Source organism: Streptococcus sp. 2018037 (assembly GCF_019754195.1).
Lineage (GTDB): Bacteria > Bacillota > Bacilli > Lactobacillales > Streptococcaceae > Streptococcus > Streptococcus hashimotonensis.
The window spans coordinates 16,500-40,006 of sequence record NZ_JAIJZQ010000002.1; the positions used below are offsets into that span (position 1 = coordinate 16,500).

Below are 23,507 nucleotides of genomic sequence, written 5' to 3' on the forward strand. Positions count from 1 at the left end.
ACTTCAAATATTATATCACAAATAGATAGTAGCCTGTAAAAAAATCCCCTAAAAGGGATTTTTAATCGAGCGCTCATTAGTTGCTTCGCATCATGAACGACAGTGTCGTAAGGTAGTCAGTACCGTTCATTCATTAGATGCTTTAGCATCAATGAATGTTAGTGTCTTAAATCACACAACTTTCACATTGGTTTGCGCCGACTTCTTCGCCGTCATCGGTAAAGGTACGGATGTAGTAGATAGACTTGATACCTTTGTTGAAGGCGTAGTTACGAAGGATAGAGAGGTCACGTGTAGTTTGTTTGTTCTCTTTTTTCCATTCATAGAGTTCTTTTGGAAGTTCGCTGCGAAGGAAAAGAGTGAGTGACAAACCTTGGTCGACGTGTTCTGTTGCAGCAGCGTAGACATCAATGACCTTACGCATATCCATATCGTAGGCAGACTTGTAGAATGGAATAGTTTCTGTTGCCAAGCCAGCTGCTGGATAGTAGATTTTACCGATTTTCTTCTCTTGGCGTTCTTCAATCCGTTGTGTGATTGGGTGGATAGAAGCAGAAACGTCGTTGATGTAGCTGATAGAACCGTTTGGAGCAACAGCTAGTCGGTTTTGGTGGTAAAGACCATCTGCCATGACTTTCTCACGTAGGTCAGCCCAATCTTGTCCGCTTGGAATGAAAATCCCTTCAAAGAGCTCTTTGACATGGTCAGATTGTGGTTGGTAATCCCCAGTCACATACTTGTCGAAATAAGTGCCGTCTGCGTATTTTGATTTGTCAAAATTATGGAAGGTTGCCTTACGTTCGCGAGCGATATTATTTGATTCTACCAAGGTCCAGTAGTTGAGGAGCATGAAGTAGATGTTGGTAAATTCTACGGCAGTTTTTGAACCGTAATCAATCAAGTTCTGAGCCAAGTAAGAATGAAGTCCCATGGCACCAAGACCGATAGAATGCGCCTGACTGTTTCCTGCTTCAATAGATGGTACAGCTGAAATGTGTGAATGATCAGTGACATAAGTCAAAGCGCGTGTCATTGTACGAACAGAACGTCCAAAATCAGGTGACTTCATCAAGTTAACGATATTGGTTGAACCGAGGTTACATGAAACGTCAGTACCCATGGTCAAGTATTCTTGCGAATCATTAAGAATGCTTGGTGTTTGAACTTGAAGGATTTCCGAACAGAGGTTTGACATGATAATCTTGCCGTCAACAGGGTTGCTACGATTAGCTGTATCGATGTTGATGACGTAAGGATAGCCAGACTCTTGTTGCAGTTTAGAAATTTCTGTTTCCAAGTCGCGTGCCTTGATTTTTGTCTTACGAATGCGAGGGTTTGCCACCAATTCATCGTATTTTTCTGTGATGTCAAGGTAGCTATAAGGGACACCGTATTCCAGTTCAACTGAGTATGGGCTGAAGAGGTACATATCTTCGTTTTTACGTGCCAATTCGTAGAATTTATCAGGAACGGTGATACCGAGTGATAAGGTCTTCACACGAACTTTCTCATCGGCATTTTCTTTCTTAGTCGAAAGGAAGGAAATAATATCTGGGTGGAAAACATCCAGATACACTACCCCAGCCCCTTGGCGTTGCCCAAGCTGGTTAGAATAGGAGAAGCTGTCTTCGAAGAGTTTCATAACAGGAACAACCCCAGAAGCCGCCCCCTCATAGCCCTTGATTGGAGCACCTGCCTCACGCAAGTTGCTGAGGGAAATACCAACACCACCACCGATACGGGACAATTGCAGAGCAGAGTTGATAGAACGTCCGATCGAGTTCATATCGTCAGTGACTTGGATGAGGAAACATGATACCAACTCACCACGACGGGCACGACCTGCGTTGAGGAAAGAAGGTGTTGCTGGCTGGTAACGAAGGTGAATCATTTCGTTAGCCAAGTTCAAGGCCAACTCTTCATTTCCTTCTGCAAAATACAAGGCATTGAAGAGAACGCGATCTTCCATACTTTCCAAGTAATAGGCGCCATCATTTGTTTTGAGGGCATACTGATTGTAGAACTTGTAAGCTGCCATGAATGACTTGAAGCGGAAATTTTGGTCTTTCAAGAATTGATCAATTTTGATGATAAATTCTGGACTGTATTGGTCCAAAAACTCTTTTTCAAGGTAATTTTCTTCTAATAGATAAGCAATTTTGTCTAAAATACTATCAAATTGCTTGGTATTTGGGAGGACGTTTTCTTTAAAGAAGGCCTTAACCGCTTCTTGGTCCTTGTGGAGTGGGATTTGCCCATTAACAGGACGGTTGATTTCGTTATTTAAACGGAAGTAGGACACATCGCCTAGCTCTTTTAAACTCATAGTCGCAATCTCTTTCTATAAACAGTAGGGAGTTAAACCAAGGCTTTTAGTTTTCCTGGTTGAAAACCTGAGAAAACATCATTTTCAGTTTCGATAACAGGTGCAGCTGAGAAACCGAGACCTTTTACGTGATCGATAAATTCAGGCTGTTCATCTAGATTGATTTCTTTATAATCTACACTATGTTGGTCCAAGAATTTCTTGGTCATTTTACACTGTACACAATCATTTTTTGAATAGATCGTTACCATTCAATTTCTCCTTTGTCCATGAAGGGATTAATAAAAAATCCCAATTTTGTTACCAATCTAGGATACAAGATTTTAAGGTTAAAGTCAAGAAGGAAGTTTATTTAAAATCACAAAATATAGTGCACAATATTTTTATAAAACACCATATATTGTACCTCCGCTCATTACCACTAAGTCGAAAAATAGCGTTTACATAGCTGTTTCTATTTAGTTTGATAACCCTAACAATCTCTCAGTAAAATATAGATTAGCTTTTTTACAAATGTCATAATATTTTGAAGGAAACATAAGATGTTATAAGATGTAACATTTATGGTTATACATGTATTGAATATATATTACCTTTTGTACTATACTATTCAATAATGCTGAAAGAGGTTATAAAATATGGAAAAATCACATAGAAAAAGCTTGTTTCATAAAGGGAAAGAATACTCATATTATGCATTGGATTCGATTTCAACGGAAGAAAAAGTGGATATTCATTCACTTCCCTATACTATTCGTATTTTATTAGAAAGTCTTTTAAGAAAAGAAGATGGCGTAGACGTTACAAAAAATCACATAATGGAGTTGCTTCATTATCAGGCTGCATCTCCTAAAGGAGAAATCCCCTTTAAACCTAGTCGTGTTATTTTGCAAGATTTTACAGGTGTTCCTGTTGTGGTAGATTTAGCCTCCATGCGTGATGCGGTGGTGAAAGCAGGTGGAAACCCTGAATTGATTAACCCAGAAATTCCAGTGGATTTAGTCATCGACCACTCTGTTCAAGTTGATTTTTTTGGGACTGAAGATGCTCTGGAGAAAAATATTGACTTAGAGTTCGAAAGAAATAATGAACGCTATGAATTTCTGAAATGGGCAGAGAATTCCTTTGAAAATTATCGTGCAGTGCCTCCAGCGACAGGGATTATCCATCAGGTAAACATTGAATTTCTAAGCGATGTTATTATCAACAAGGATGGCTTGCTTTATCCAGATTCTATGTTTGGTACAGACAGTCATACGACCATGATTAATGGTATTGGTGTACTTGGTTGGGGTGTGGGTGGTATTGAGGCGGAAGCTGCAATGTTGGGTGAAGCATCTTATTTTCCTATCCCTGAGGTGATTGGTGTTCGCCTAGCTGGGCAATTGCCTAAGGTTGCTACTGCAACGGATTTGGCTCTTAAGGTCACTCAACTTCTACGTCAGGAAAATGTAGTTGGGAAGTTTGTCGAATTCTTTGGACCAGGTTTATCTTCTCTTACATTAGCGGATCGAGCAACTGTTTCCAATATGGCTCCAGAATACGGTGCGACTTGTGGCTATTTCCCGATTGATGGAGAAACTTTACATTATATGAGATTGACCAACCGTTCGGAGGAGCACGTGGAGTTGACAGAAGCCTATGCTAAGGCTAATTATTTATTCTATGATGCTGAACATTTTCCGTCTTATAGCAAGGTTTTAGAATTGGATTTATCGACAGTAGTTCCATCTATTTCTGGTCCTAAAAGACCACAAGATTTGATAGAACTAACAGATGCAAAAGCAGAGTTTCAGGCTAGTTTAATACGTGAAGTAGGTGTGCGTGGCTTTGGTTTGGAGGAAGCTGAGTTAGATAAAACAGCCATGGTTAAGTATGTTGAAGGAGAGGAGCAAATTCAAACAGGTCATGTTGCTATTGCGGCGATTACCTCATGTACAAATACATCCAATCCGTATGTCCTTTTGGCGGCAGGATTACTGGCAAAAAATGCGGTAGAAAAAGGTCTGGCAGTTTCTAAGACGGTCAAGACGTCATTGGCACCAGGCTCAAAAGTAGTGACTGGCTATTTGAAAAAATCAGGTTTGCAGACCTACCTAGATGCCTTAGGTTTCAATTTGGTTGGTTATGGTTGTACAACTTGTATCGGTAACTCAGGTGATCTGCGTCCTGAAGTAGCGGAGGCGATTAAGGAAGAAGATTTATTGGTCTCTGCGGTATTATCTGGAAATCGTAACTTTGAAGGACGGGTTAATCCATTGGTAAAAGCTAATTTCTTAGCGAGCCCACCGCTTGTTGTTGCCTATGCTATTGCGGGAAATATGAATGTAGATTTAACAAGGGAACCGCTGGGGTATGGTGAGAAGCAACAAGCTGTCTACCTTGCGGACATTATGCCAAGTCGTGAGGAGGTAGACGACTACATTGAGCGTTATGTGACTCGTGACCTTTATAAGGAAGAATACCAACAGGTATTTACAGATAGTCAGGCTTGGAATGCGATTGAAACAAAAACAGATAAGAATTACAATTGGAATTCATCTTCTACCTATATTCAAAATCCGCCCTATTTTGACAATATGCAGGCAGATTTATCCATAAAACCACTGGAAAATTTATCTGTTTTGGCTAAATTTGGCGATTCTGTAACGACAGATCATATTTCCCCGGCAGGGAATATTGCACGATTGAGTCCAGCCGCTCGTTATCTCGAAGAGAATGGCATTGTTTATAAGGATTTTAATTCTTATGGAAGTCGTCGTGGAAATCACGAAGTCATGATGCGTGGGACTTTTGCAAATATTCGTATAAAGAATGAGCTGGCAGATGGAAAAATTGGTGGTTGGACAAGAGTTGGTGATGAGATTCTTTCAATCTATGATGCGGCTATGAGATATAAGGAAGCTGGTGTCGGTAGTATTGTTATTGCTGGTAAAGACTATGGGATGGGGTCGAGCCGTGATTGGGCAGCCAAAGGTTCAAGTTTACTTGGTGTGAAGGCTGTTCTTGCTGAGTCATTTGAGCGGATTCACCGTTCAAACTTAGTGATGATGGGTGTTCTTCCTTTACAATTTTTAGAAGGTCAGTCGGCAGAAAGTCTTGGCTTGACTGGACATGAAAGCTATACAATCGACTTGCCAGAAGATGTCGGTGTTGGTCAAATTGTAACAGTCCATGCGCAAACAGACGATGTTACAAAGGAGTTTCAAGCTCTGGTGCGGTTTGATGCGGAGGCGGATATTCGTTATTATCGCCACGGAGGTATTTTACCTATGGTAGTAAGAAAGAAACTAGGAGGAAAGGTATGACAGAAACGAATGGGTTAAAAGATGCGATTGCCTGTGATACGCGAATCAGTGCAATTGAAAATGACCGCTTGTCCTATGCAGGATATGACATTGCTGAATTGATGGAGAATAACGCTTCTTTTGAGGAAGTCATCTATCTTCTGTGGAACCTGCATTTGCCAACTCAGATTGAATTAAATTATTTTGAGAAAAGCCTGCGAAAAGAATACGCGATTTCAGATGCGGTAGAGCAATGTATTCTGATTCAATCGCGGCGACATTTGCATCCTATGAGCGTGTTGCGTTCGACAGTATCTCTCCTTGGAGTATATAATGTACACGCTGAGGAGAATTCGTTAGAAGCTTTGTATGAACAATCTATTCAGATTATGGCCAAGGTTCCGACGATTATTGCAACATTTGCTCGTTTGAGACGCGGATTGGTTCCAATCGAACCGCGGGCTGATCTGGGTTTTGCGGCGAATTTTCTTTATATGCTGAACGGTGAGGAGCCGAGTGATTTGCAAATCAAAGCGTTTAACAAAGCTTTGGTGCTTCATGCTGATCATGAATTGAATGCGTCTACTTTTGCTGCGCGTGTCACGGCATCAACGTTAACGGATTTATATTCTTGTGTCACCACGGCAATTGGGACTCTGAAAGGCTCATTGCATGGTGGTGCAAATGAACGAGTGTTTGACATGTTGCTGGCTATTCGTGAGAGTGGTGATACCGAGAGATATTTGCAGAAGAAGCTGGATTCGAAGGAAAAAATTATGGGATTCGGCCATCGAGTCTATAAAACGGTTGATCCTCGTCAAGAGTATTTGAAGGAGATGGCGCGTGATTTGACATTCGGAACAGACGATGAAGCGTTTTATAGATTGTCAGAGGAAGTAGAGGGCTTTATTAAAAACAAAAAAGGTTTAATTCCAAACGTAGATTTTTATTCGGCGACAGTTTACCATGTGCTAGGTATTGATAGTGATATTTTTACATTGATTTTTGCAATGAGCCGTATGGCGGGGTGGATTGCACATGTCCAGGAACAACGGAAAAATAATAAATTGATTCGTCCGCGCTCTTCCTACTTAGGTGGTAGGAATTTGGTTTACATCCCGATTGGAAAGAGGTAAATATGGCAGAAAAAATCCTGATGAGAGAGGGACGGTTAATTGTCCCAGATTGTCCCGTTATTCCTTATATTGAAGGAGATGGTATTGGCAGAGATGTTTGGTCAGTCAGTCAAAAAGTTATTGATGCTGCAGTGAAAAAAGCCTATGCAGGTCAACGTTCTATTCAGTGGAGGGAGGTTTTTGCAGGAGAAAAGGCTTATGAATTAACGGGAACTTCTTTGCCGAATGAGACATTGGCAATCATCCGTGAGTATTTAGTTGCAATCAAAGGTCCCTTGGGGACGCCGATTGGGAAAGGTCATCGTTCTCTTAATGTTGCACTTCGTCAAGAATTAGATTTGTATGCCTGTGTGCGCCCGATTCGCTATTTTAAGGGAGTGCCAAGTCCGCTGAAAGAGCCTGGAAAGACAGATATTACTATTTTTCGTGAAAATACAGAAGATATTTATGCAGGTATTGAATGGGAGGCTGGTTCAGATGAAGTTGCCAAAGTCATTTCCTTTCTGCAAGAAGAAATGGGAGTGGTAAATATTCGTTTTCCAGAATCTTCAAGTATTGGTATCAAACCGATTTCGGAAGAAGGGAGTAAACGCCTCATTCGCTCTGCAATAGAATATGCCTTAGAACATCAACTGAAGATAGTGACCTTAGTTCATAAGGGAAATATTCAAAAGTTTACAGAAGGTGGTTTCCGCAAGTGGGGTTATGAATTGGCAAAAGAAGAATTTGCTACAGAACTTGCAGAGGGGACTTTGGTAGTAAATGACATTATTGCGGATAACTTTCTGCAGCAGATTTTATTGGCGCCGGAAAACTTCCAAGTGGTTGCTCTTACAAATCTAAATGGAGATTATGCATCAGATGCTCTTGCGGCACAGGTCGGAGGAATAGGGATCTCACCAGGTGCTAACATTAATTATCAGACAGGTTATGCTATCTTTGAAGCGACACATGGAACTGCTCCTGATATTGCAGGAAAGGATCTGGCTAATCCATGTTCTCTCTTGCTTTCAGCTTGTATGATGTTGGAATATATAGGCTGGAAAGAAGCAGCTACTTTAATTATTCAGGCCTTGGAAGACGCTTTTATAAATAAAAATGTTACGCTTGATTTTGCTAAAATTTTGGACGTTGCTCATCTATCTACCAGTCAATTTTCAGAAGTTCTACTAGATTCTATTTAATGAAGAAAAAGTAAAATGAACCTCTCTTTTTATGACGGAAACATGAAAGAAAGGTAAAAAAATCTTGAAAATGATTTCAAAAAGTGGTATAATGTCCTTTGTAAGGGTTATCACAAATAACTCACAATTTTGTAAAAATAAAGGAGAATCCAAATATGGCTTCAAAAGACTTCCACATTGTGGCAGAAACAGGTATCCACGCACGTCCAGCAACTTTGCTTGTGCAAACAGCTAGTAAATTTGCTTCAGACATCACTTTGAACTACAAAGAAAAGTCTGTTAACCTTAAATCTATCATGGGTGTTATGAGTCTTGGTGTTGGTCAAGGCGCTGACGTAACAATCTCTGCTGAAGGTGCTGATGCTGACGACGCAATCGCAGCTATCACTGAAACAATGGAAAAAGAAGGATTGGCATAAGAATATGACAGAAATGCTTAAAGGAATCGCAGCATCAGATGGTGTTGCTGTTGCTAAGGCATATCTACTCGTTCAGCCAGATTTGTCCTTCGAAACTGTTACAGTTGAAGATACAAATGCAGAGGAAGCTCGTTTGGATGCTGCTCTAGAAGCATCTCAAAACGAGCTTTCTGTTATTCGTGAGAACGCAGTAGCTAGCCTAGGTGAAGAGGCCGCAGCCGTATTTGATGCACACTTGATGGTTCTTGCTGACCCAGAAATGATTGGTCAGATTAAGGAAACAATTCGTGCGAAGAAAACAAATGCTGAGACTGGTTTGAAAGAAGTTACGGATATGTTTATCGCTATCTTTGAAGGTATGGAAGATAACCCATACATGCAAGAGCGTGCCGCAGATATTCGTGACGTAGCAAAACGTGTGTTGGCACACTTGCTTGGTGTTCGCTTGCCAAACCCAGCAACTATCGACGAAGAGTCAATCGTTATCGCGCATGACTTGACACCTTCAGATACAGCGCAATTAAACAAACAGTTTGTAAAAGCTTTTGTAACGAACATTGGTGGTCGTACAAGTCACTCAGCTATCATGGCTCGTACACTTGAAATTGCTGCTGTTTTGGGTACAAATAACATTACTGAAATCGTTAAAGACGGTGATGTATTGGCTGTTAACGGTATCACAGGTGATGTAGTGATTAACCCTTCTGAAGAAGTGATTGCAGAATTTAAAGCAGCTGGGGAAGCCTATGCTAAACAAAAAGCTGAATGGGCTCTTTTGAAAGATGCTCAAACAGTTACAGCTGACGGCAAACACTTTGAATTGGCAGCAAACATCGGTACACCAAAAGACGTTGAAGGTGTAAACGATAACGGTGCTGAAGCAGTTGGTCTTTACCGTACAGAATTCTTGTACATGGACTCACAAGACTTCCCAACAGAAGACGAGCAATACGAAGCTTACAAGGCTGTTCTTGAAGGTATGAACGGCAAGCCTGTTGTGGTTCGTACAATGGATATTGGTGGGGATAAGGAGCTTCCTTACTTCGACCTTCCACACGAAATGAACCCATTCCTTGGTTTCCGTGCCCTTCGTATCTCTATCTCTGAGACTGGTAACCAAATGTTCCGTACTCAGTTGCGTGCCCTTCTTCGTTCATCTGTACATGGTAAACTTCGTATCATGTTCCCAATGGTTGCCTTGTTGACTGAATTCCGTGCAGCAAAAGCAATCCTTGATGAAGAAAAAGCAAACTTGTTGGCTGAAGGTGTAGCAGTTGCAGATGATATCCAAGTTGGTATCATGATTGAAATCCCTGCTGCAGCAATGCTTGCAGACCAATTTGCCAAAGAAGTTGACTTCTTCTCAATCGGTACGAACGACTTGATCCAATATACAATGGCTGCAGACCGTATGAACGAGCAAGTTTCATACCTCTACCAACCATATAACCCATCAATCCTTCGCTTGATCAACAACGTTATCAAGGCTGCACACGCAGAAGGCAAATGGGCTGGTATGTGTGGTGAGATGGCTGGTGATCAACAAGCTGTTCCACTTCTTGTAGGTATGGGCTTGGACGAGTTCTCTATGAGTGCAACATCTGTACTTCGTACACGTAGCCTTATGAAGAAACTTGATACAGCTAAGATGGAAGAATATGCTCACCGTGCCTTAACAGAATGTGCAACGGCAGAAGAAGTTCTTGAACTTCAAAAAGAGTATATTGATTTCGACTAATCATTGAAAAAAGCAGGGAATTGAATCCTTGCTTTTTGTGTGCTTAGTTTTTCTGATAAAACTTATTGTGTTGGTAGATAGGGTCAAAGGTAAGATTGATACCTAATTTACGAAGAACGCTCTTATCTTCATCGGATAGGATAACAGTCGAATGGGCTTCGCTACCATTTAATTGACCCAATTCTTTCATGGCACTTGCAGCAAGAGGGCTATCTTGTGCAGTGATGGCAAGGGCGTTGAGGATCTCACTTGCATCGAGCCGTGTATTGGTCTTATCCAAATAATCTGCCTTCAATTCTTGAATTGGGCGGATGTAATTTGGTTCGATGAGAAGTGTTTCATCATCGATGTTAGCAATTTGCTTGATGGCATTGAGAAGAACACTTGCAGTTGGTTTGAGGAGGTCGGATGTTTTACCTGTTACCATCTCTCCATTTGGCAACTGAATAGCAAGGGCAGGGCTAGTTGTCAGCTCTGCTTTTTCGCGCGCAGCGATAACAACCTTACGATCTGCTGGTGTCACACCGACTTCATTCATGAGGAGTTCAATCTTTTTAACTGCTTGCTCGCTCACCCGCTCTGCCTTGAAATCAACCAAGGTCTGGTAGTAGCGGCGGATGATTTCTTGCTTGGATGCTTCGATAGCCGCTTCCTCGTCAACGATGGAATAGCCCACCATGTTAACGCCCATGTCTGTTGGTGAGGCATAGGGTGATTTGTTCAAAATACGTTCAAAGGTACGGTTGAGGACAGGGAAGACCTCGATGTCACGGTTGTAGTTGACCGCAGTTTTGCCGTAGGTTTGCAGGTGGAAGGGGTCGATCATGTTGAGGTCGTCCAGGTCGGCAGTTGCCGCCTCATAGGCCAGGTTGACTGGGTGGTGGAGAGGCAAGTTCCAGACAGGGAAGGTTTCAAACTTAGCATAGCCTGATGTTACGCCATGCAGTTGGTCGTGGTAAAGTTGGGAGATACAAGTTGCTAATTTACCTGAACCAGGTCCAGGTGCGGTGACAACGACGAGATTGCGACTAGTTTCAATGTAGTCATTTTTGCCCATACCTTCTGGTGAGATGATGTGGTCAATATCAGAAGGATAGCCTTTGATTGGGTAGTGGAGATAGGACTTGATACCATGTTTTTCCAACTGCTTGCGGAAGGCGTCTGCGGCTGGTTGGTTGCGGTATTGGGTAATGACGACAGAACCAACATAAATATCAATATCATTGAAGGTGTCAATCAAGCGGAAGACTTCTTGGTCATAAGAAATACCCAAGTCACCACGTGCCTTAGAATGTTCGATGTTGCTGGCATTGATGGCGATGACGATTTCTACTTGGTCTTTCAACTCTTGGAGGAGTTTGATTTTGTTATCTGGTTCATAGCCAGGTAAAACACGGGCTGCGTGGAAATCTTCCAGCATTTTTCCGCCAAATTCCATATAGAGCTTGCCTTCAAACTGAGCAATTCGTTCTAAAATATGGTCACGTTGCAAATTCAAATATTTATTTGAATCAAATGCGATTTTCTTCATCCAATAAGTCCTCCAAATGTGTAATGTTCTCTGGGAAAAACAAAAATAGCTCCCTAAAACTAGGGAGCCTTTTCTCCGACCTCTCAAAAGAGGTGCCCGAACAATACTATAACAAACCGTGCTCATCTTGTCAAGAAAAAGCCAGATAGAAGAAAAATTAAACAGATATTTAAAAAATATTTAATTTTTATAAAATTAAGTATTGACTTTATTAAAATAAAGTGTAAAATGATATTAAACGAATATTTAATTGATGTTTAAGGAGAAGTTTATGAAAAAACTAGTCAACAATACATTATTCCTATCTAGCTTTGTGGCAGACTTGATTTCCAACTTTGGAGACACGCTTTATTATCTGGCTTTGATGAACTATGTCTTGTTTCTACCAGATACCAAGTTTGCCCTGGCTATGATTACGGCTTCTGAAACCTTGCCGATTTTGGCTGGTCTCTTTATCGGGATTTGGGCAGACAAGACCAAAAATAAATTGGATACCATTCTTGCAACCCTGCTGGTTCGTGTCGGCCTGTATGCCCTTGTTGGCTTCCTAATGGGATTTGCCCCAGCCCTCTGGATTGTAGCAGTCGTATGTGTCATCAATTTCCTGTCTGATTTGGCAGGTCAATATGAAAATGGTCTTTATCTGCCTGTTAGCCTGCGGGTTGTGGCAGCAGAGGACCGCGAATCTGCCATGGCCTTCAAGATGACTGTCAAATCCCTCTTGCAAATTGCCTTTCAAGCTAGTGGAGCCATCCTGATTGGTTTTATGTCCTATCAACAACTTGCTTTCTTCAATGCAGGGACATTCATGGTTAGCCTTGCTATTATGGCAATTCTTCGTCCAGCTTTTGCTAAATTACTGAAAGAAAATCCTATCCAGCAGGCCGAGCAAGTGGAAACAGAGGCAGGGATTATCAAGGGAATGCGTCAAAGTATAAAAGAATCTTATAAGGTTATCCAAAATATTCCTGTACTAAAGGCTTCTATCATTACCATTGCCAGCTTGAATGCGATTTTTACCGCCCTCTCACCATTAGCGATTCTTAATATGAAGGAGTTTCCAGATTTTGTTATCGCCAATGCGGGGACAACGGTGGCTTTGATTTCCATTCTCTTCTCAGTTGGGAGCATTCTTGGTTCCAGTCTAGGGATGGCTCTTTTCAAAAATGTTAGCTTGGTCAACCTTCTCAAGTTTTCGACTCTCATGCCTGTTTTACTTTTCCTAGGATTCTTTCTCCACAATATCTATGTGGTATTGACAGTTCTTTTTGTAACAGCTATGACTTTGGGCGTTTTTAATCCGAAAATGAATGCCTTGGTCTTAAATGAATTGCCAGAAGATAAATTGGCAACAGTTGGAGGGGGGATTGATAGTTTTTGCCAGATTGGTATGTTAGCTGGTCAAGCCTTGGTAGCTCTGCTGGTGACTCTTCTTTCTGCGACCAGTATTTCCCTCATCTTCCTCTTGCTTTCTGTGGGACTATTGGGCTATACTGTTCTTACAGGGATTAAGCCTGCAAAGTCATTAGTGAATATTTAGAAAGAAAACTATGAAATTAGATTACCGAGATTATAGAAGCGAGATTGTTGAAAAGTTCTTTATTCCCTTGATTGTTAAGGATCGTGAAGAGCCGTTTGAGGCGGATTTGTCACAGAAAGAAAGAGACATTCTCAAAGATGCTTTGGAAATTCGAGATGAAATAGAGGAAAAGCTGGCGGATTATCGTCAGGAAGTCAATGAGGTCTTTGTTTGGGACCATATCTTTACAATCTTGCACACCTTGTATTTCTACCTCTTGGATCAAGGACAGGATCCTAAGACGGTTGAGGAAGCCTGTCAGCTGATTTTAAAGCTGTCTCAAGAAGAAGTAGAAGAGGCCATGCGGACCATGTTGGTATCAGAAAATGAAGGACATCGCGAGAAGGACCTTAGCCTCATGGCGCTCTTGGAGAATACGGGCAAAAAACCAGCGGATAAATGGTACTGGTCACTGGCTATTCGCAATCCTTTGGAAACTGTTGAGCGGTCTGTCGCTCTCTTGGACAAGATGCTTCCAATCTATCAGCCCTATTTTGAGCAGGCAAGAGCGGAGCGTGAAAAATTTGCTCAGGAATTTGATATTGAAAAACTCTATCGAGAATCCAAGCAATTAGCCATGACCAGCCTGGATAGCTTAGGTGTAGAAACTGCCCAATTCTTCGTTCTCAGTCCCTGGAATTATTGGTTTGCTTATTATGGCAACGAAGAATTTGACTATATGAAAGTCGCTCTTTTGGCTTCCTGTCGAATTGATCAGATTATGCTGTCAAATGACGAGCTGGATCTGGATGATTTGACAACGGTTCTCAAGGTTATCAGCGATAGTACGCGTTATCAGGTCTTGGTGGAGTTGACCAAGCCCCATGCCAAGAGCAAGGATATTGCAGAATGTCTGGCTATTACAGGGGCAGCGGTATCCTTCCACACCCAAAAGCTGATTAACGGCGACCTGCTTCTCTTTAATGCCCAAGACAAGAATGTCAAATACAGTGTCAATCGGGATTTACTCCAACAGGTGATTGATAAGTTGAAAGAGGATTTTGATTTGTAAAAAAGCCTTGTAAGTTAGATCTTACAAGGTTCTTTTGTGCTTATACTCTTCGAAAATCAAAATCAGACGTTGTTGACTTGATTTGATGAGTGAAAAGGTCCAGTGGATCTTTTCAGCCTGTTCCCTTGAAATATAATAAGGAACAGTGCTCTATCTGCATCTTACGGTCACGAACCAAGTTCGTCTAATTTCCGACCTCCAACAGTCTATTCCCAGACTGTTGGAGCTAGTCTGTTTTTGATTTTCATTGAGTATTAATGATTAACCAGCTGAGCAGTTGGCAAGTGATGATGGTGATAAGGAAGACTAACCACCCTTGCTGTATTTTGGTCAGGGAACTAGTTTCTAGGAAGAAAAAGCTGATTTCGACTGGGATAACATGGATAAAATAATAATAGCTGGCGTATTCTTTTAGAAATTGGAATTTTTTCTCGCGGAAGAGGTCTGTGGTTAGGGTCCAGGCGACTAGATAGGCTGTGAATGGAATCAGGCTAAATAGAAAGTTCTTGTCGTAGCCCTGATTGAGATAGATGACAGTGGCTTCAAAAGCTAAAAGGGCTGAGCAGACAAGTAGTTTGTTTTTTTGTCGGTATTGGAAAATGGGGTGATTGAGTTTGTCGGCTAGATAAAAGCCTGTCAGGACAAAAATCGGTGCGTAGAAGAGGCCATTGCGGCTGGTGAAAAAGAAGGTTTTGTAGCTGTCAAATGCGGTCAGGAAAATCGATTCTGCCAGGTAGGAGGAGTAGGTTTCGATTGAGCCTAGAAGATAGAGAAGGCAGGCTAGACAAGCTGTGATGCGCCAGCCCCATTTCTCCAAGGAAAAATGGACGAGGATAAGACCTAGAAAGAAAGCGGGCATGTACCAGAGTTGGTAGCTGGTGCCGGTGTAGGTCAGTCCGACTAGGAGTGCGAGGGGATAGTAGGGGAAGGGGATTTCTTGGAGTGTTAGGTAGATGAGGTAGAAGGGCAGGTAGAGGGCGGACCAGGTCAAGTATTGTTTGCTGTAGCGGATCAGGTATTGTTTGGAGAGGCTGGGGTAGTTGCGTCGGAGGAAGAAGCTGGCTGTGACCATGAAGTAGGGAACGACCATGCGACTAAAGATTGATTTTTGGATGAAGTGGAGCTGGTCTGCTTCAAATAACCTGCGGCAATGGAGGGCGATAACGAGGATGGATCCGATGAACTGGATGAGGGAGAGCAGTGATGTATTGAGTTGTTTTGTCTTATTTTGCATGCTAACGTTCTTCTTTTTTCTTCTATTTTATCGAAATCTGATGAATATGTAAATGTTTGCAAAAAGATGTGGAGAGGTGCTGGCTGAAACTTAGTTGACAAGAGAAGTCCAGTGGAAAATATGGTATAATGTTAGGACGGAGTAAATGTAAACCATCTATTTCGTTTAAGTTAGAAAGGAGCATATAGATGAAAGATTTACATGCAAAATTATTGGCTGATTTTGGGATTGATTTTTCGGATTTGAATTTATTAGAAACGGCTTTTACCCATACTTCTTATGCCAATGAGCATCGCCTTCTAAAAATTTCACATAATGAGCGCTTGGAATTTTTAGGAGACGCTGTTCTCCAGTTGATGATTTCCAAATATCTCTATCAAAAATATCCTGATAGACCCGAAGGTGAGATGTCCAAGTTGCGTTCGACCTTTGTACGTGAGGAGTCTTTGGCTGGTTTTTCACGTGCTTGTGGTTTTGATCGGTTTCTTCGTCTTGGTAAGGGGGAAGAGAAGTCTGGAGGGCGAAATCGCGATACTATTTTAGGAGATGCTTTCGAGGCGTTCTTAGGAGCTCTGCTATTGGACAAGGGGGAAAAGACCGTGGAGGAATTTATCCATAAGGTCATGATTCCTCGTTTAGAAAAAGGGAATTTTGAGCGCGTGACCGACTATAAGACTGCTTTGCAGGAAATTTTGCAGGTCAATGGTGAGATTGCTATTTCGTATCAAGTAATAGCTGAGTCTGGACCTGCCCATGATAAGACCTTTGAAGTGGAGGTATCTGCTGATCAGCGTGTGATTGGTCGTGGTCGGGGTCGCTCTAAGAAATTAGCTGAACAAGCCGCCGCCAAAAATGCTGTGGAGGCTAGAGGATAGGTATGTATCTAAAATCAATTGAAATGCAGGGCTTTAAGTCCTTTGCGGATAAGACTAAGGTAGTCTTTGATCGTGGAGTGACTGTTGTTGTAGGGCCGAATGGTTCTGGCAAGTCCAATATTACAGAAAGTCTACGTTGGGCCTTGGGAGAGTCGTCTGCTAAAAGCCTACGTGGAGGCAAGATGCCAGACGTCATCTTTTCGGGAACAGAAAGCCGCAAGGCTCTTAACTATGCCTCGGTTGTCGTAACCTTGGATAATAGCACAGGTTTTATCGCCAATAAACAGAAAGAAATCAAGGTAGAACGCCACATTTATCGATCTGGTGATAGTGAGTACTTGATTGATGGGCAAAAGGTTCGTCTACGGGATATTCATGATCTTTTCATGGATACGGGCTTGGGACGTGATTCTTTCTCTATCATTTCACAAGGGCGGGTTGAAGCAATTTTCAATTCCAAGCCTGAGGAACGCCGTGCTATTTTTGAAGAGGCGGCAGGGGTCTTAAAATACAAGACGCGTAAAAAAGAAACAGAAAGTAAGTTGGCACAGGCCCAGGGCAACTTGGACCGCTTGGATGATATTATCTATGAATTGGATAATCAGGTCAAACCATTAGAGAAACAGGCACAAACTGCTAAGAAATTTCTAGAATTAGATGGTCAACGTAAGGAATTATACTTAGATGTTTTGGTGGCTCAGTTGTCGCTTGGTAAGGAAAAGTTATCGGAAAAAGAAGCCGAACTAGAGTCTGTCAAAACTGAATTGACTAGCTACTACAAACAGCGTTCTGAGCTGGAGCAAGAAAATCAGAACTTGAAAGAGAAGCGCCACAGCCTTTCAGAACAACTGGAGCGTGAACAGGCAGTTCTGTTAGATTTGACCAAGTTAATCAGTGATTTGGAGCGAAAAATTGAGGTCCATAAACTGGAATCTAGTCAAAACGAATCAAGTCGTCAAGAAGCGCAGGCGCGCTTGGAGAACTTGTTGACTAGACGAGAGCAGTTGGCAGAACAGATTGAGCAAAAGCAAGAAACGCTTGCGCAATTAGATAGTTCCTTGTCTAGCTTGAAAGACGATATTGCTGCGGTAGACAAAGAAATTTCCTACTTTTCAGAAGATCCTGATCAGGTTTTAGATCATTTGCGTGAACAGTATGTTGCTCTGATGCAGGAAGAGGCAGAAGCTTCAAACCGTCTGACCAAGATTCAGCAGGATATTGCCAATCAAATCAGTCTTTCTGAGAGTAAATCGGAAGACTTGGCACGCTTACAGACGGAAAAACAAACAGCTCAAGAAGTACTTGATAAGAGTCGGAAAAGTTTGGAAGAAGCTGATCACGTGTTACGCCAGTTGCTTGAGAGCTATCAGACCAAAAAAACAGAATTGGATCAAGTCCAGACTGCTTATCAGGCTGAGCAAGGTCGCTTGTTTGATTTGCTGGATCAGTTGAAAGGCAAGCAGGCTCGCCAGTCTAGTTTAGAAGCTATTTTAAAAAATCATTCCAATTTCTACGCGGGGGTTAAGGCTGTCTTACAGGCGGCACCAAGCTTAGGAGGAATTATTGGAGCAGTCAGTGAACAATTGACCTTTGATACTCGTTACCAAACGGCTTTGGAAATTGCTCTTGGAGGTGCTAGTCAAAACGTCATCGTTGAAGACGAAGCGACTGCTAAACGAGCTATCGCATTTTTGAAAGAAAAACGGCAAGGACGGGCAACCTTCTTACCTCTAACAACTATCAGGCCACGTCAGCTTTCTGGACAGCAAGTCTCTTTACTAGAATCTTCAGAAGGATTCTTGGGGCTTGCAAGTGATTTGGTGACTTATCAGCCAAATTTAGATGCGATTTTCCAAAATTTGCTAGGCACTATCGCGATTTTTGATACCATTGACCATGCCAATCAGGCGGCGCTGGCAACCAAGTTTCAAGTGCGTATGGTGACCATGGATGGAGCGGAAATCCGTCCTGGTGGAGCCTTTGCTGGTGGTAGCAATCGAAATAACAGCACGACCTTTATCAAACCAGAACTGGATGCTCTTTTAGGAGAAATAGCAGAGCTGTCTAGCCAGTTGCAGGAGCAAGAAAGCTTGGTTGCAGCTAAGAAAACTAGCTTAGACCAAACCAGAGAAGCCTTGGAAACGATTAAGGCGGAGGGGGAAGAAGCTAGATTGAACCAGCAGAGCGCAAGGATCCATCAGGAACAGGCAGAAAATAGACTGGCTCAGCTATCAGCCCAGTATGACCTGCAAATGAGTCAGGTTAGTCCGACCATTTTGACTGAGCTAGAAGAGGCTGCTGCTAAGGAAGAAGTAAATGTCCAAGCCTTGAATGAGAAAAAACTAGCCTTGGATCAACAAATCAATCAAGTCCGTGATAATCGCGACAGTATTCAAGAAAGCTTGCAGAAACTACAGACTCAGAAGGGTAAACTAACTTTGGAACAGGCTGAACTGACTAGCCAACTTCGTTTTGAACAGACAGATCTGAGACGTTTGCAAGAAGAAAAAGTGGTTGCAGATAAGGAAATTTCTCTTTTAGAGGATATGATTGACCAGAAGCTAGAAGCTCTTGAAGATACTAGTATTGAGATTCTTGAAGAACAATTGCAGGCCGCATCTGATAAGCAAAACCAGACAAATCAGATTCTAATTCGCTTAAAGTTTGAATTGGAAGATATTGATGGGCAGTTTGAAGACTTGGAAGAAAGATTGCAACAAGCTCGGACTAAGAATGATGATTTGATTCGTAAGCAGGCTAAGTTAGAGGCGGATTGTGAGCAAGCGGGCGATAAATTACGGACTCTACTTGGTAATTTGACCGAGCATTTTAAATTGAGTTTTGAAGCTGCCCAGTCTCAGGCCAAGGAAGTTGAGAATCTTGCAGTTGCTGAACAAAGCCTCAAAGACCTAGAAAGAGCTATTCGTGCTTTGGGTCCAGTCAATTTGGATGCTATTGAGCAGTATGACGAAGTCAATAATCGTCTAACCTTCCTCAATGAGCAACGGACTGATATTTTGTCAGCGCGTGATCTTCTCCTTGGTACGATTCATGAGATGGATGATGAGGTGAAAGAACGCTTTAAAGTCACATTTGAAGCTATTCGTAAAAGTTTCAAGCAAACTTTCAAACAAATGTTTGGCGGTGGTTCAGCGGATTTGATTTTGACAGAAGGTGACCTATTGACTGCGGGTGTGGAGATTTCAGTTCAACCTCCGGGTAAGAAAATTCAATCTCTCAATCTTATGTCAGGTGGCGAAAAAGCCCTTTCGGCCCTCGCTCTGCTATTTTCCATTATCCGTGTTAAGACCATTCCTTTTGTAATTCTCGATGAGGTGGAGGCAGCCTTGGATGAGGCCAATGTCAAACGTTTTGGTGACTACCTCAACCGTTTTGATAAGGAGAGTCAGTTTATTGTCGTAACCCACCGTAAAGGGACCATGGCGGCAGCGGATGCCATGTATGGGGTGACCATGCAGGAATCTGGCGTGTCCAAGATTGTTTCCGTTAAGCTGAAAGATGTGGAGAAATTATGATTAACAAAATTTACGCCAGTGATATGGATGGTACCTTTTTACGAGAAGACCATAGTTTTGATAAGGAACGGTTTCGTCGTATACTGAATCAGTTCAAAGAAAAAGGTTATTTATTTGTGGCAGCAAGTGGGCGATCTATGCAAAGCCTGAAACTTGTTTTTGAAGATTTTGTAGATGAAATCGGTTTTGTGGCAGAAAATGGTTCAATCGTTGAATATCAGGGACAGACTATCTTTATGGATGATCCAATTAGTCCTGAAATCTATCTGCCGATTATCGCGGGTATTGATGCAGGTCCCTTTGGTAGCAGTCAGTCCATGGTGCTGTCTGGCCTCGAAAACTTTTATTTATTAAAAAATGCTGAGCCTCAGTTTTTAGAAGCGATGGCGAATTATTACGCGCATTTTCGATTGGTAGACACATTTGAAGAAGTTCGAGAAGAGATTATAAAAATCAATGCCAAATTTTCTCCTGAGGAAATGGACGATGCCAGACGATGGTTAAATGATACATTTGAAGGTGTAACGGCCATGACAACTGGTTTTGACAATATTGATATAATTCCAAATGGTTCAAATAAATCAGTTGGATTGAGTCATCTCTGTGCTCATTTTGGAATTGCCCGTCAGGATGTAGTGGCATTTGGTGATAATCAAAATGATTTGGATATGTTTGACTTTGCAGGTCTGGCTCTTGCGACAGAAAATGCAAGAGAGGAAGTGAAAGCTCGGGCAGATTTGATGATTGGTCATTGCAATGATGGAGCAGTATTAGCCTATTTAGAGGAGGAAGTAAATGACAATTAAGTTGATTGCATTGGATTTAGATGGAACACTTCTGACATCGGACAAACGGATTTCAGAAGCTAATAAAAAGGCCTTGCAGGCAGCGCGTGATCGTGGAGTTTATGTAGTTCTGACAACAGGGCGTCCTTTACAAGCTATCGGTACTTTTCTAGAAGAACTAGATCTGCTAGGGGAGAATCAATATTCGATTACATTTAACGGTGGTCTAGTCCAGGAAAATACAGGTCGGGTTTTGGATAAGGTTGGATTCACCATTGAAGATGTCCGTGCCATCCGTCGTGTGACAAATGATTTGGACCTGCCTCTGGATGTTCTCTATGGTGGTGATGTCTATTCTCTACCATCAGCCCATGAATCGCTTTATCTAACTTGTAATCCATTGCTTAATAAAATTGTGGCAAGCGATGAGGAAATGCCAGAAGATTTTGTTTACAATAAGGCAGTTTCAGCTGTGGCAGCAGACTTTTTGGATGGACAAATTCCAAAAATTCCTGCGGAACTTCACGAGCGCTTCGAGATTTTCAAATCGCGTGATATTCTGCTCGAATGGAGTCCAAAAGGTGTCCACAAGGCAAATGGTTTGGCTAAGTTGATTGGACATCTGGGGATTGATCAATCAGAAGTTATGGCCTGTGGCGATGAAGGAAATGATCTTTCCATGATTGAATGGGCTGGTTTGGGTGTTGCCATGGCGAATGCGACTGATGAAATCAAGTCTGCGGCCAACCTTGTCCTGCCAAAAACCAATGATGAAGATGGCATTGCTTGGGCCATCGAGCACTATGTATTGAATGAGGACTAGTATGGGATTATTTGATCGATTATTTGGACAAGAAAAACAAGAGGAGCAAGTCGCTCTTGTTGAAGAAGTAGAAACGGAGCAGTCGGCTTCTAGCGAAGATACTGTAACTGCTGAGGTTGAGTCAGCTGGTCAAGAAAAGGAAGAGTTCCAGTCTGAAGTAGTAGAGTCTGAATTGACTGCTGAGCAAGAAGCTCAGAAACAACGGACCTTAGACATGATGGCTCAGTATTATGCAGCCAAAGAAGCTGCTGCGGCTCGAGTGAAGGAAGCGCAGGAACAAGGCTTTGACCCTGCTATTCAAACCAAGGTCAAGGAAGAGCCTGTTGAGGAAGTTGCTTCAGTAGAGCAAGAAAGTGAGCAGGACAAGTATCAGCGGACCTTGAAAAAGACCCGTACAGGCTTTGGAGCACGGCTCAATGAATTCTTTGCCAATTTCCGTTCGGTTGATGAAGAATTTTTCGAAGAGTTGGAAGAAATGCTGATTTTGTCAGACGTAGGTGTGCAAGTTGCTTCTACTCTGACAGAGGAGCTCCGCTATGAAGCCAAGCTACAAAATGCCAAGAAGACAGATGAACTCCGTCGTGTTATCATCGAAAAATTGGTGGATATTTACGAAAAAGATGGTCAATTCAGCGAGCAAATCAATTTTCAAGATGATTTGACAGTCATGCTCTTTGTCGGTGTCAACGGTGTTGGGAAGACGACATCTATCGGAAAGTTGGCCTACAAGTACAAGCAGGCTGGCAAGAAGGTCATGTTGGTCGCAGCGGACACCTTCCGTGCGGGTGCGGTAGCCCAGCTGGTTGAGTGGGGTCGCCGTGTCGATGTGCCTGTGGTCACAGGACCTGAAAAGTCAGACCCAGCTAGTGTGGTCTTTGATGGGGTAAAACGTGCCGTGGCAGAAGGTGTGGATATTCTCATGATTGACACAGCAGGTCGTTTGCAGAATAAAGACAACCTCATGGCAGAGCTGGAAAAAATCGGTCGCATCATCAAACGGACTCTACCTGATGCACCGCATGAAACCCTCTTAGCATTGGATGCCTCCACAGGTCAAAATGCCCTCAGTCAAGCCAAGGAATTTGCAAAAATTACCCCATTGACAGGCTTAGTCTTGACCAAGCTAGACGGGACTGCAAAAGGTGGTGTTGTCCTTGCTATCCGTCAGGAATTAGATATTCCAGTCAAGCTGATTGGTTTCGGTGAGAAAATCGATGACATCGGAGAATTCAAATCCGAAGAGTTCATGCGTGGGCTCTTGGAGGGATTGGTGTAGAAAAAAGTCGTTAGTTCAACAAGAACTAGCGACTTTTTCTATCTGTATGCAGCAGTGAGTAAATGGCGATGTCCACAATACCACGATTGTTTCCTCCTCAATAAAGCCTCAATCCAGTCTGGTGCGTAGGCAGAAGTACAGCCTTTTGGAACTTTCATGTCCACATAGACAGCTAACTCCTGACCGATTGCAAGGCCTTGTTCTAGATAGTCGGGGTAAGCAACGGCAATCTCCACCAAGCACTGGTTCATGGTCCATTGGATAAGTGGTTCTGCATTCTGTAAATGCTGGCGAATATGGTCTAGAGTCTCTTCAATTTCTTGATTTGTTGCTGTTTTTCCAGCAAAGTATTTGGCACGAAGGAACCAACCAAGTCGCTGAAAAATTGCTTGGTCTTGGATGAGTAAGTATTCCTCCCAGTCTTTGCTATCCTTGCGTTTGCTAAGAATGATGGAAGCTAGCTTATCGAGGACGTTGACCGAAACTTGTTCATTTAGGCAGGCTTCTAAAACAGCAGAAGTCAGCTGGTCAGGTTTTGTTTTGGCAATTTGAATAGCTAAATATTGTGACTCAAGGACACCTGTTTGCCAGAGTGGAGCAAACAAGTCCAGTCGATTTTTATAGGCCTTGGCGATACCAGAAATAGCTCCCATCGGAACGCCGTAGTAGGGCTTAGTTTCGCCAATTTTTTCATAACGCTTGAGGGTGCCAGCATGGCTGGCTGCTTCAAGTTGGGTGAGAATAGTGTTTAATTCAGTCATAAATA

General features: G+C 42.3%; 17 protein-coding genes. 12 read left to right on the plus strand and 5 right to left on the minus strand.

The window, feature by feature from the left end; all coding sequences use genetic code 11:
* Positions 1-166: 166 nt before the first annotated feature.
* Together nrdE and nrdH are read right to left on the minus strand one after the other, a co-directional pair.
* On the minus strand, positions 167-2,326 hold the full coding sequence (nrdE, locus tag K5Q29_RS00935; RefSeq protein WP_105139857.1) for a class 1b ribonucleoside-diphosphate reductase subunit alpha: 2,160 nt from the start codon (positions 2,324-2,326) through the stop codon (positions 167-169).
* Between the two features lie 32 nt (positions 2,327-2,358).
* On the minus strand, positions 2,359-2,577 hold the full coding sequence (nrdH, locus tag K5Q29_RS00940; protein ID WP_004299071.1) for a glutaredoxin-like protein NrdH: 219 nt from the start codon (positions 2,575-2,577) through the stop codon (positions 2,359-2,361).
* A gap of 387 nt (positions 2,578-2,964) precedes the next feature.
* On the opposite strand from nrdH, the gene acnA reads away from it, so the two are divergent.
* The 5 genes from acnA (at position 2,965) to ptsP (ending at position 10,090) form a co-directional block, all read left to right on the plus strand.
* Positions 2,965-5,634: an aconitate hydratase AcnA gene (gene acnA / locus K5Q29_RS00945; RefSeq protein ID WP_105139856.1), complete on the plus strand. Its 2,670-nt coding sequence runs from the start codon at positions 2,965-2,967 to the stop codon at positions 5,632-5,634.
* Positions 5,631-6,749 carry a citrate synthase gene (locus tag K5Q29_RS00950; protein WP_044683198.1) on the plus strand — a complete coding sequence of 373 codons (1,119 nt, stop codon included), beginning with the start codon at positions 5,631-5,633 and terminating at the stop codon, positions 6,747-6,749. The genes acnA and K5Q29_RS00950 overlap by 4 nt, the downstream gene beginning before the upstream one ends.
* 2 nt (positions 6,750-6,751) lie before the next feature.
* Entirely contained in the window at positions 6,752-7,933 is a 1,182-nt protein-coding gene (gene icd, locus K5Q29_RS00955) for an NADP-dependent isocitrate dehydrogenase (protein WP_105139855.1), read from the plus strand.
* Positions 7,934-8,088: 155 nt separating this feature from the next.
* Positions 8,089-8,352 (plus strand): phosphocarrier protein HPr, encoded by a 264-nt coding sequence (locus tag K5Q29_RS00960; RefSeq protein ID WP_002936050.1) that lies wholly within the window; start codon positions 8,089-8,091, stop codon positions 8,350-8,352.
* Positions 8,353-8,356: 4 nt separating this feature from the next.
* Positions 8,357-10,090, plus strand: a complete 1,734-nt coding sequence (gene ptsP / locus K5Q29_RS00965; RefSeq protein ID WP_105139854.1) for a phosphoenolpyruvate--protein phosphotransferase — start codon at positions 8,357-8,359, stop codon at positions 10,088-10,090.
* Between the two features lie 43 nt (positions 10,091-10,133).
* On the opposite strand, the gene K5Q29_RS00970 is transcribed toward ptsP, so the two are convergent.
* The gene (locus K5Q29_RS00970; RefSeq protein WP_105139853.1) at positions 10,134-11,621 is read right to left on the minus strand and encodes a DUF1846 domain-containing protein; all 1,488 of its coding nucleotides are present in this window, start codon (positions 11,619-11,621) and stop codon (positions 10,134-10,136) included.
* Between the two features lie 271 nt (positions 11,622-11,892).
* Here K5Q29_RS00970 and K5Q29_RS00975 point away from each other — a divergent pair, with 271 nt between their 5' ends.
* Together K5Q29_RS00975 and K5Q29_RS00980 are read left to right on the plus strand one after the other, a co-directional pair.
* Entirely contained in the window at positions 11,893-13,161 is a 1,269-nt protein-coding gene (locus K5Q29_RS00975; RefSeq protein ID WP_105139852.1) for an MFS transporter, read from the plus strand.
* Between the two features lie 10 nt (positions 13,162-13,171).
* Complete coding sequence (locus tag K5Q29_RS00980; RefSeq protein WP_105139851.1) at positions 13,172-14,212, plus strand: helix-turn-helix transcriptional regulator; 1,041 nt, start codon at positions 13,172-13,174, stop codon at positions 14,210-14,212.
* Between the two features lie 244 nt (positions 14,213-14,456).
* Here the strand turns inward: K5Q29_RS00980 and K5Q29_RS00985 are convergent, their stop codons facing one another.
* A complete protein-coding gene (locus K5Q29_RS00985; protein ID WP_105153161.1) occupies positions 14,457-15,446 on the minus strand; it encodes an acyltransferase family protein in 990 nt (329 codons plus the stop codon).
* Between the two features lie 188 nt (positions 15,447-15,634).
* On the opposite strand from K5Q29_RS00985, the gene rnc reads away from it, so the two are divergent.
* From rnc to ftsY, 5 genes are read left to right on the plus strand one after another with little or no spacing between them, the layout of a single operon-like run.
* Positions 15,635-16,321 carry a ribonuclease III gene (gene rnc / locus K5Q29_RS00990; protein ID WP_012028264.1) on the plus strand — a complete coding sequence of 229 codons (687 nt, stop codon included), beginning with the start codon at positions 15,635-15,637 and terminating at the stop codon, positions 16,319-16,321.
* Between the two features lie 2 nt (positions 16,322-16,323).
* Complete coding sequence (smc, locus tag K5Q29_RS00995) at positions 16,324-19,857, plus strand: chromosome segregation protein SMC (RefSeq protein ID WP_203181148.1); 3,534 nt, start codon at positions 16,324-16,326, stop codon at positions 19,855-19,857.
* Entirely contained in the window at positions 19,854-20,663 is an 810-nt protein-coding gene (locus K5Q29_RS01000; protein ID WP_105120963.1) for a Cof-type HAD-IIB family hydrolase, read from the plus strand. Before smc ends, K5Q29_RS01000 begins: the two co-directional genes overlap by 4 nt.
* The gene (locus K5Q29_RS01005; RefSeq protein ID WP_105120964.1) at positions 20,653-21,465 is read left to right on the plus strand and encodes a Cof-type HAD-IIB family hydrolase; all 813 of its coding nucleotides are present in this window, start codon (positions 20,653-20,655) and stop codon (positions 21,463-21,465) included. The genes K5Q29_RS01000 and K5Q29_RS01005 overlap by 11 nt, the downstream gene beginning before the upstream one ends.
* A gap of 1 nt (position 21,466) precedes the next feature.
* Positions 21,467-22,741 (plus strand): signal recognition particle-docking protein FtsY, encoded by a 1,275-nt coding sequence (gene ftsY, locus K5Q29_RS01010; RefSeq protein ID WP_105153159.1) that lies wholly within the window; start codon positions 21,467-21,469, stop codon positions 22,739-22,741.
* Positions 22,742-22,779: 38 nt separating this feature from the next.
* Here the strand turns inward: ftsY and K5Q29_RS01015 are convergent, their stop codons facing one another.
* A complete protein-coding gene (locus tag K5Q29_RS01015) occupies positions 22,780-23,502 on the minus strand; it encodes a DNA alkylation repair protein (RefSeq protein ID WP_105153158.1) in 723 nt (240 codons plus the stop codon).
* Positions 23,503-23,507: the final 5 nt, after the last annotated feature.

Coding starts and splice junctions, on each gene's coding strand:
- K5Q29_RS00960 (WP_002936050.1), top strand. CDS start 8,089: ATGGCTTCAAAAGACTTCCACATTGTGGCAGAAACAGGTATCCACGCA.
- nrdE (WP_105139857.1), bottom strand. CDS start 2,326: ATGAGTTTAAAAGAGCTAGGCGATGTGTCCTACTTCCGTTTAAATAAC.
- ftsY (WP_105153159.1), top strand. CDS start 21,467: ATGGGATTATTTGATCGATTATTTGGACAAGAAAAACAAGAGGAGCAA.
- K5Q29_RS01000 (WP_105120963.1), top strand. CDS start 19,854: ATGATTAACAAAATTTACGCCAGTGATATGGATGGTACCTTTTTACGA.
- nrdH (WP_004299071.1), bottom strand. CDS start 2,577: ATGGTAACGATCTATTCAAAAAATGATTGTGTACAGTGTAAAATGACC.
- K5Q29_RS00985 (WP_105153161.1), bottom strand. CDS start 15,446: ATGCAAAATAAGACAAAACAACTCAATACATCACTGCTCTCCCTCATC.
- acnA (WP_105139856.1), top strand. CDS start 2,965: ATGGAAAAATCACATAGAAAAAGCTTGTTTCATAAAGGGAAAGAATAC.
- rnc (WP_012028264.1), top strand. CDS start 15,635: ATGAAAGATTTACATGCAAAATTATTGGCTGATTTTGGGATTGATTTT.
- ptsP (WP_105139854.1), top strand. CDS start 8,357: ATGACAGAAATGCTTAAAGGAATCGCAGCATCAGATGGTGTTGCTGTT.
- smc (WP_203181148.1), top strand. CDS start 16,324: ATGTATCTAAAATCAATTGAAATGCAGGGCTTTAAGTCCTTTGCGGAT.
- K5Q29_RS00980 (WP_105139851.1), top strand. CDS start 13,172: ATGAAATTAGATTACCGAGATTATAGAAGCGAGATTGTTGAAAAGTTC.
- K5Q29_RS00975 (WP_105139852.1), top strand. CDS start 11,893: ATGAAAAAACTAGTCAACAATACATTATTCCTATCTAGCTTTGTGGCA.
- K5Q29_RS00970 (WP_105139853.1), bottom strand. CDS start 11,621: ATGAAGAAAATCGCATTTGATTCAAATAAATATTTGAATTTGCAACGT.
- K5Q29_RS01015 (WP_105153158.1), bottom strand. CDS start 23,502: ATGACTGAATTAAACACTATTCTCACCCAACTTGAAGCAGCCAGCCAT.
- K5Q29_RS01005 (WP_105120964.1), top strand. CDS start 20,653: ATGACAATTAAGTTGATTGCATTGGATTTAGATGGAACACTTCTGACA.
- K5Q29_RS00950 (WP_044683198.1), top strand. CDS start 5,631: ATGACAGAAACGAATGGGTTAAAAGATGCGATTGCCTGTGATACGCGA.
- icd (WP_105139855.1), top strand. CDS start 6,752: ATGGCAGAAAAAATCCTGATGAGAGAGGGACGGTTAATTGTCCCAGAT.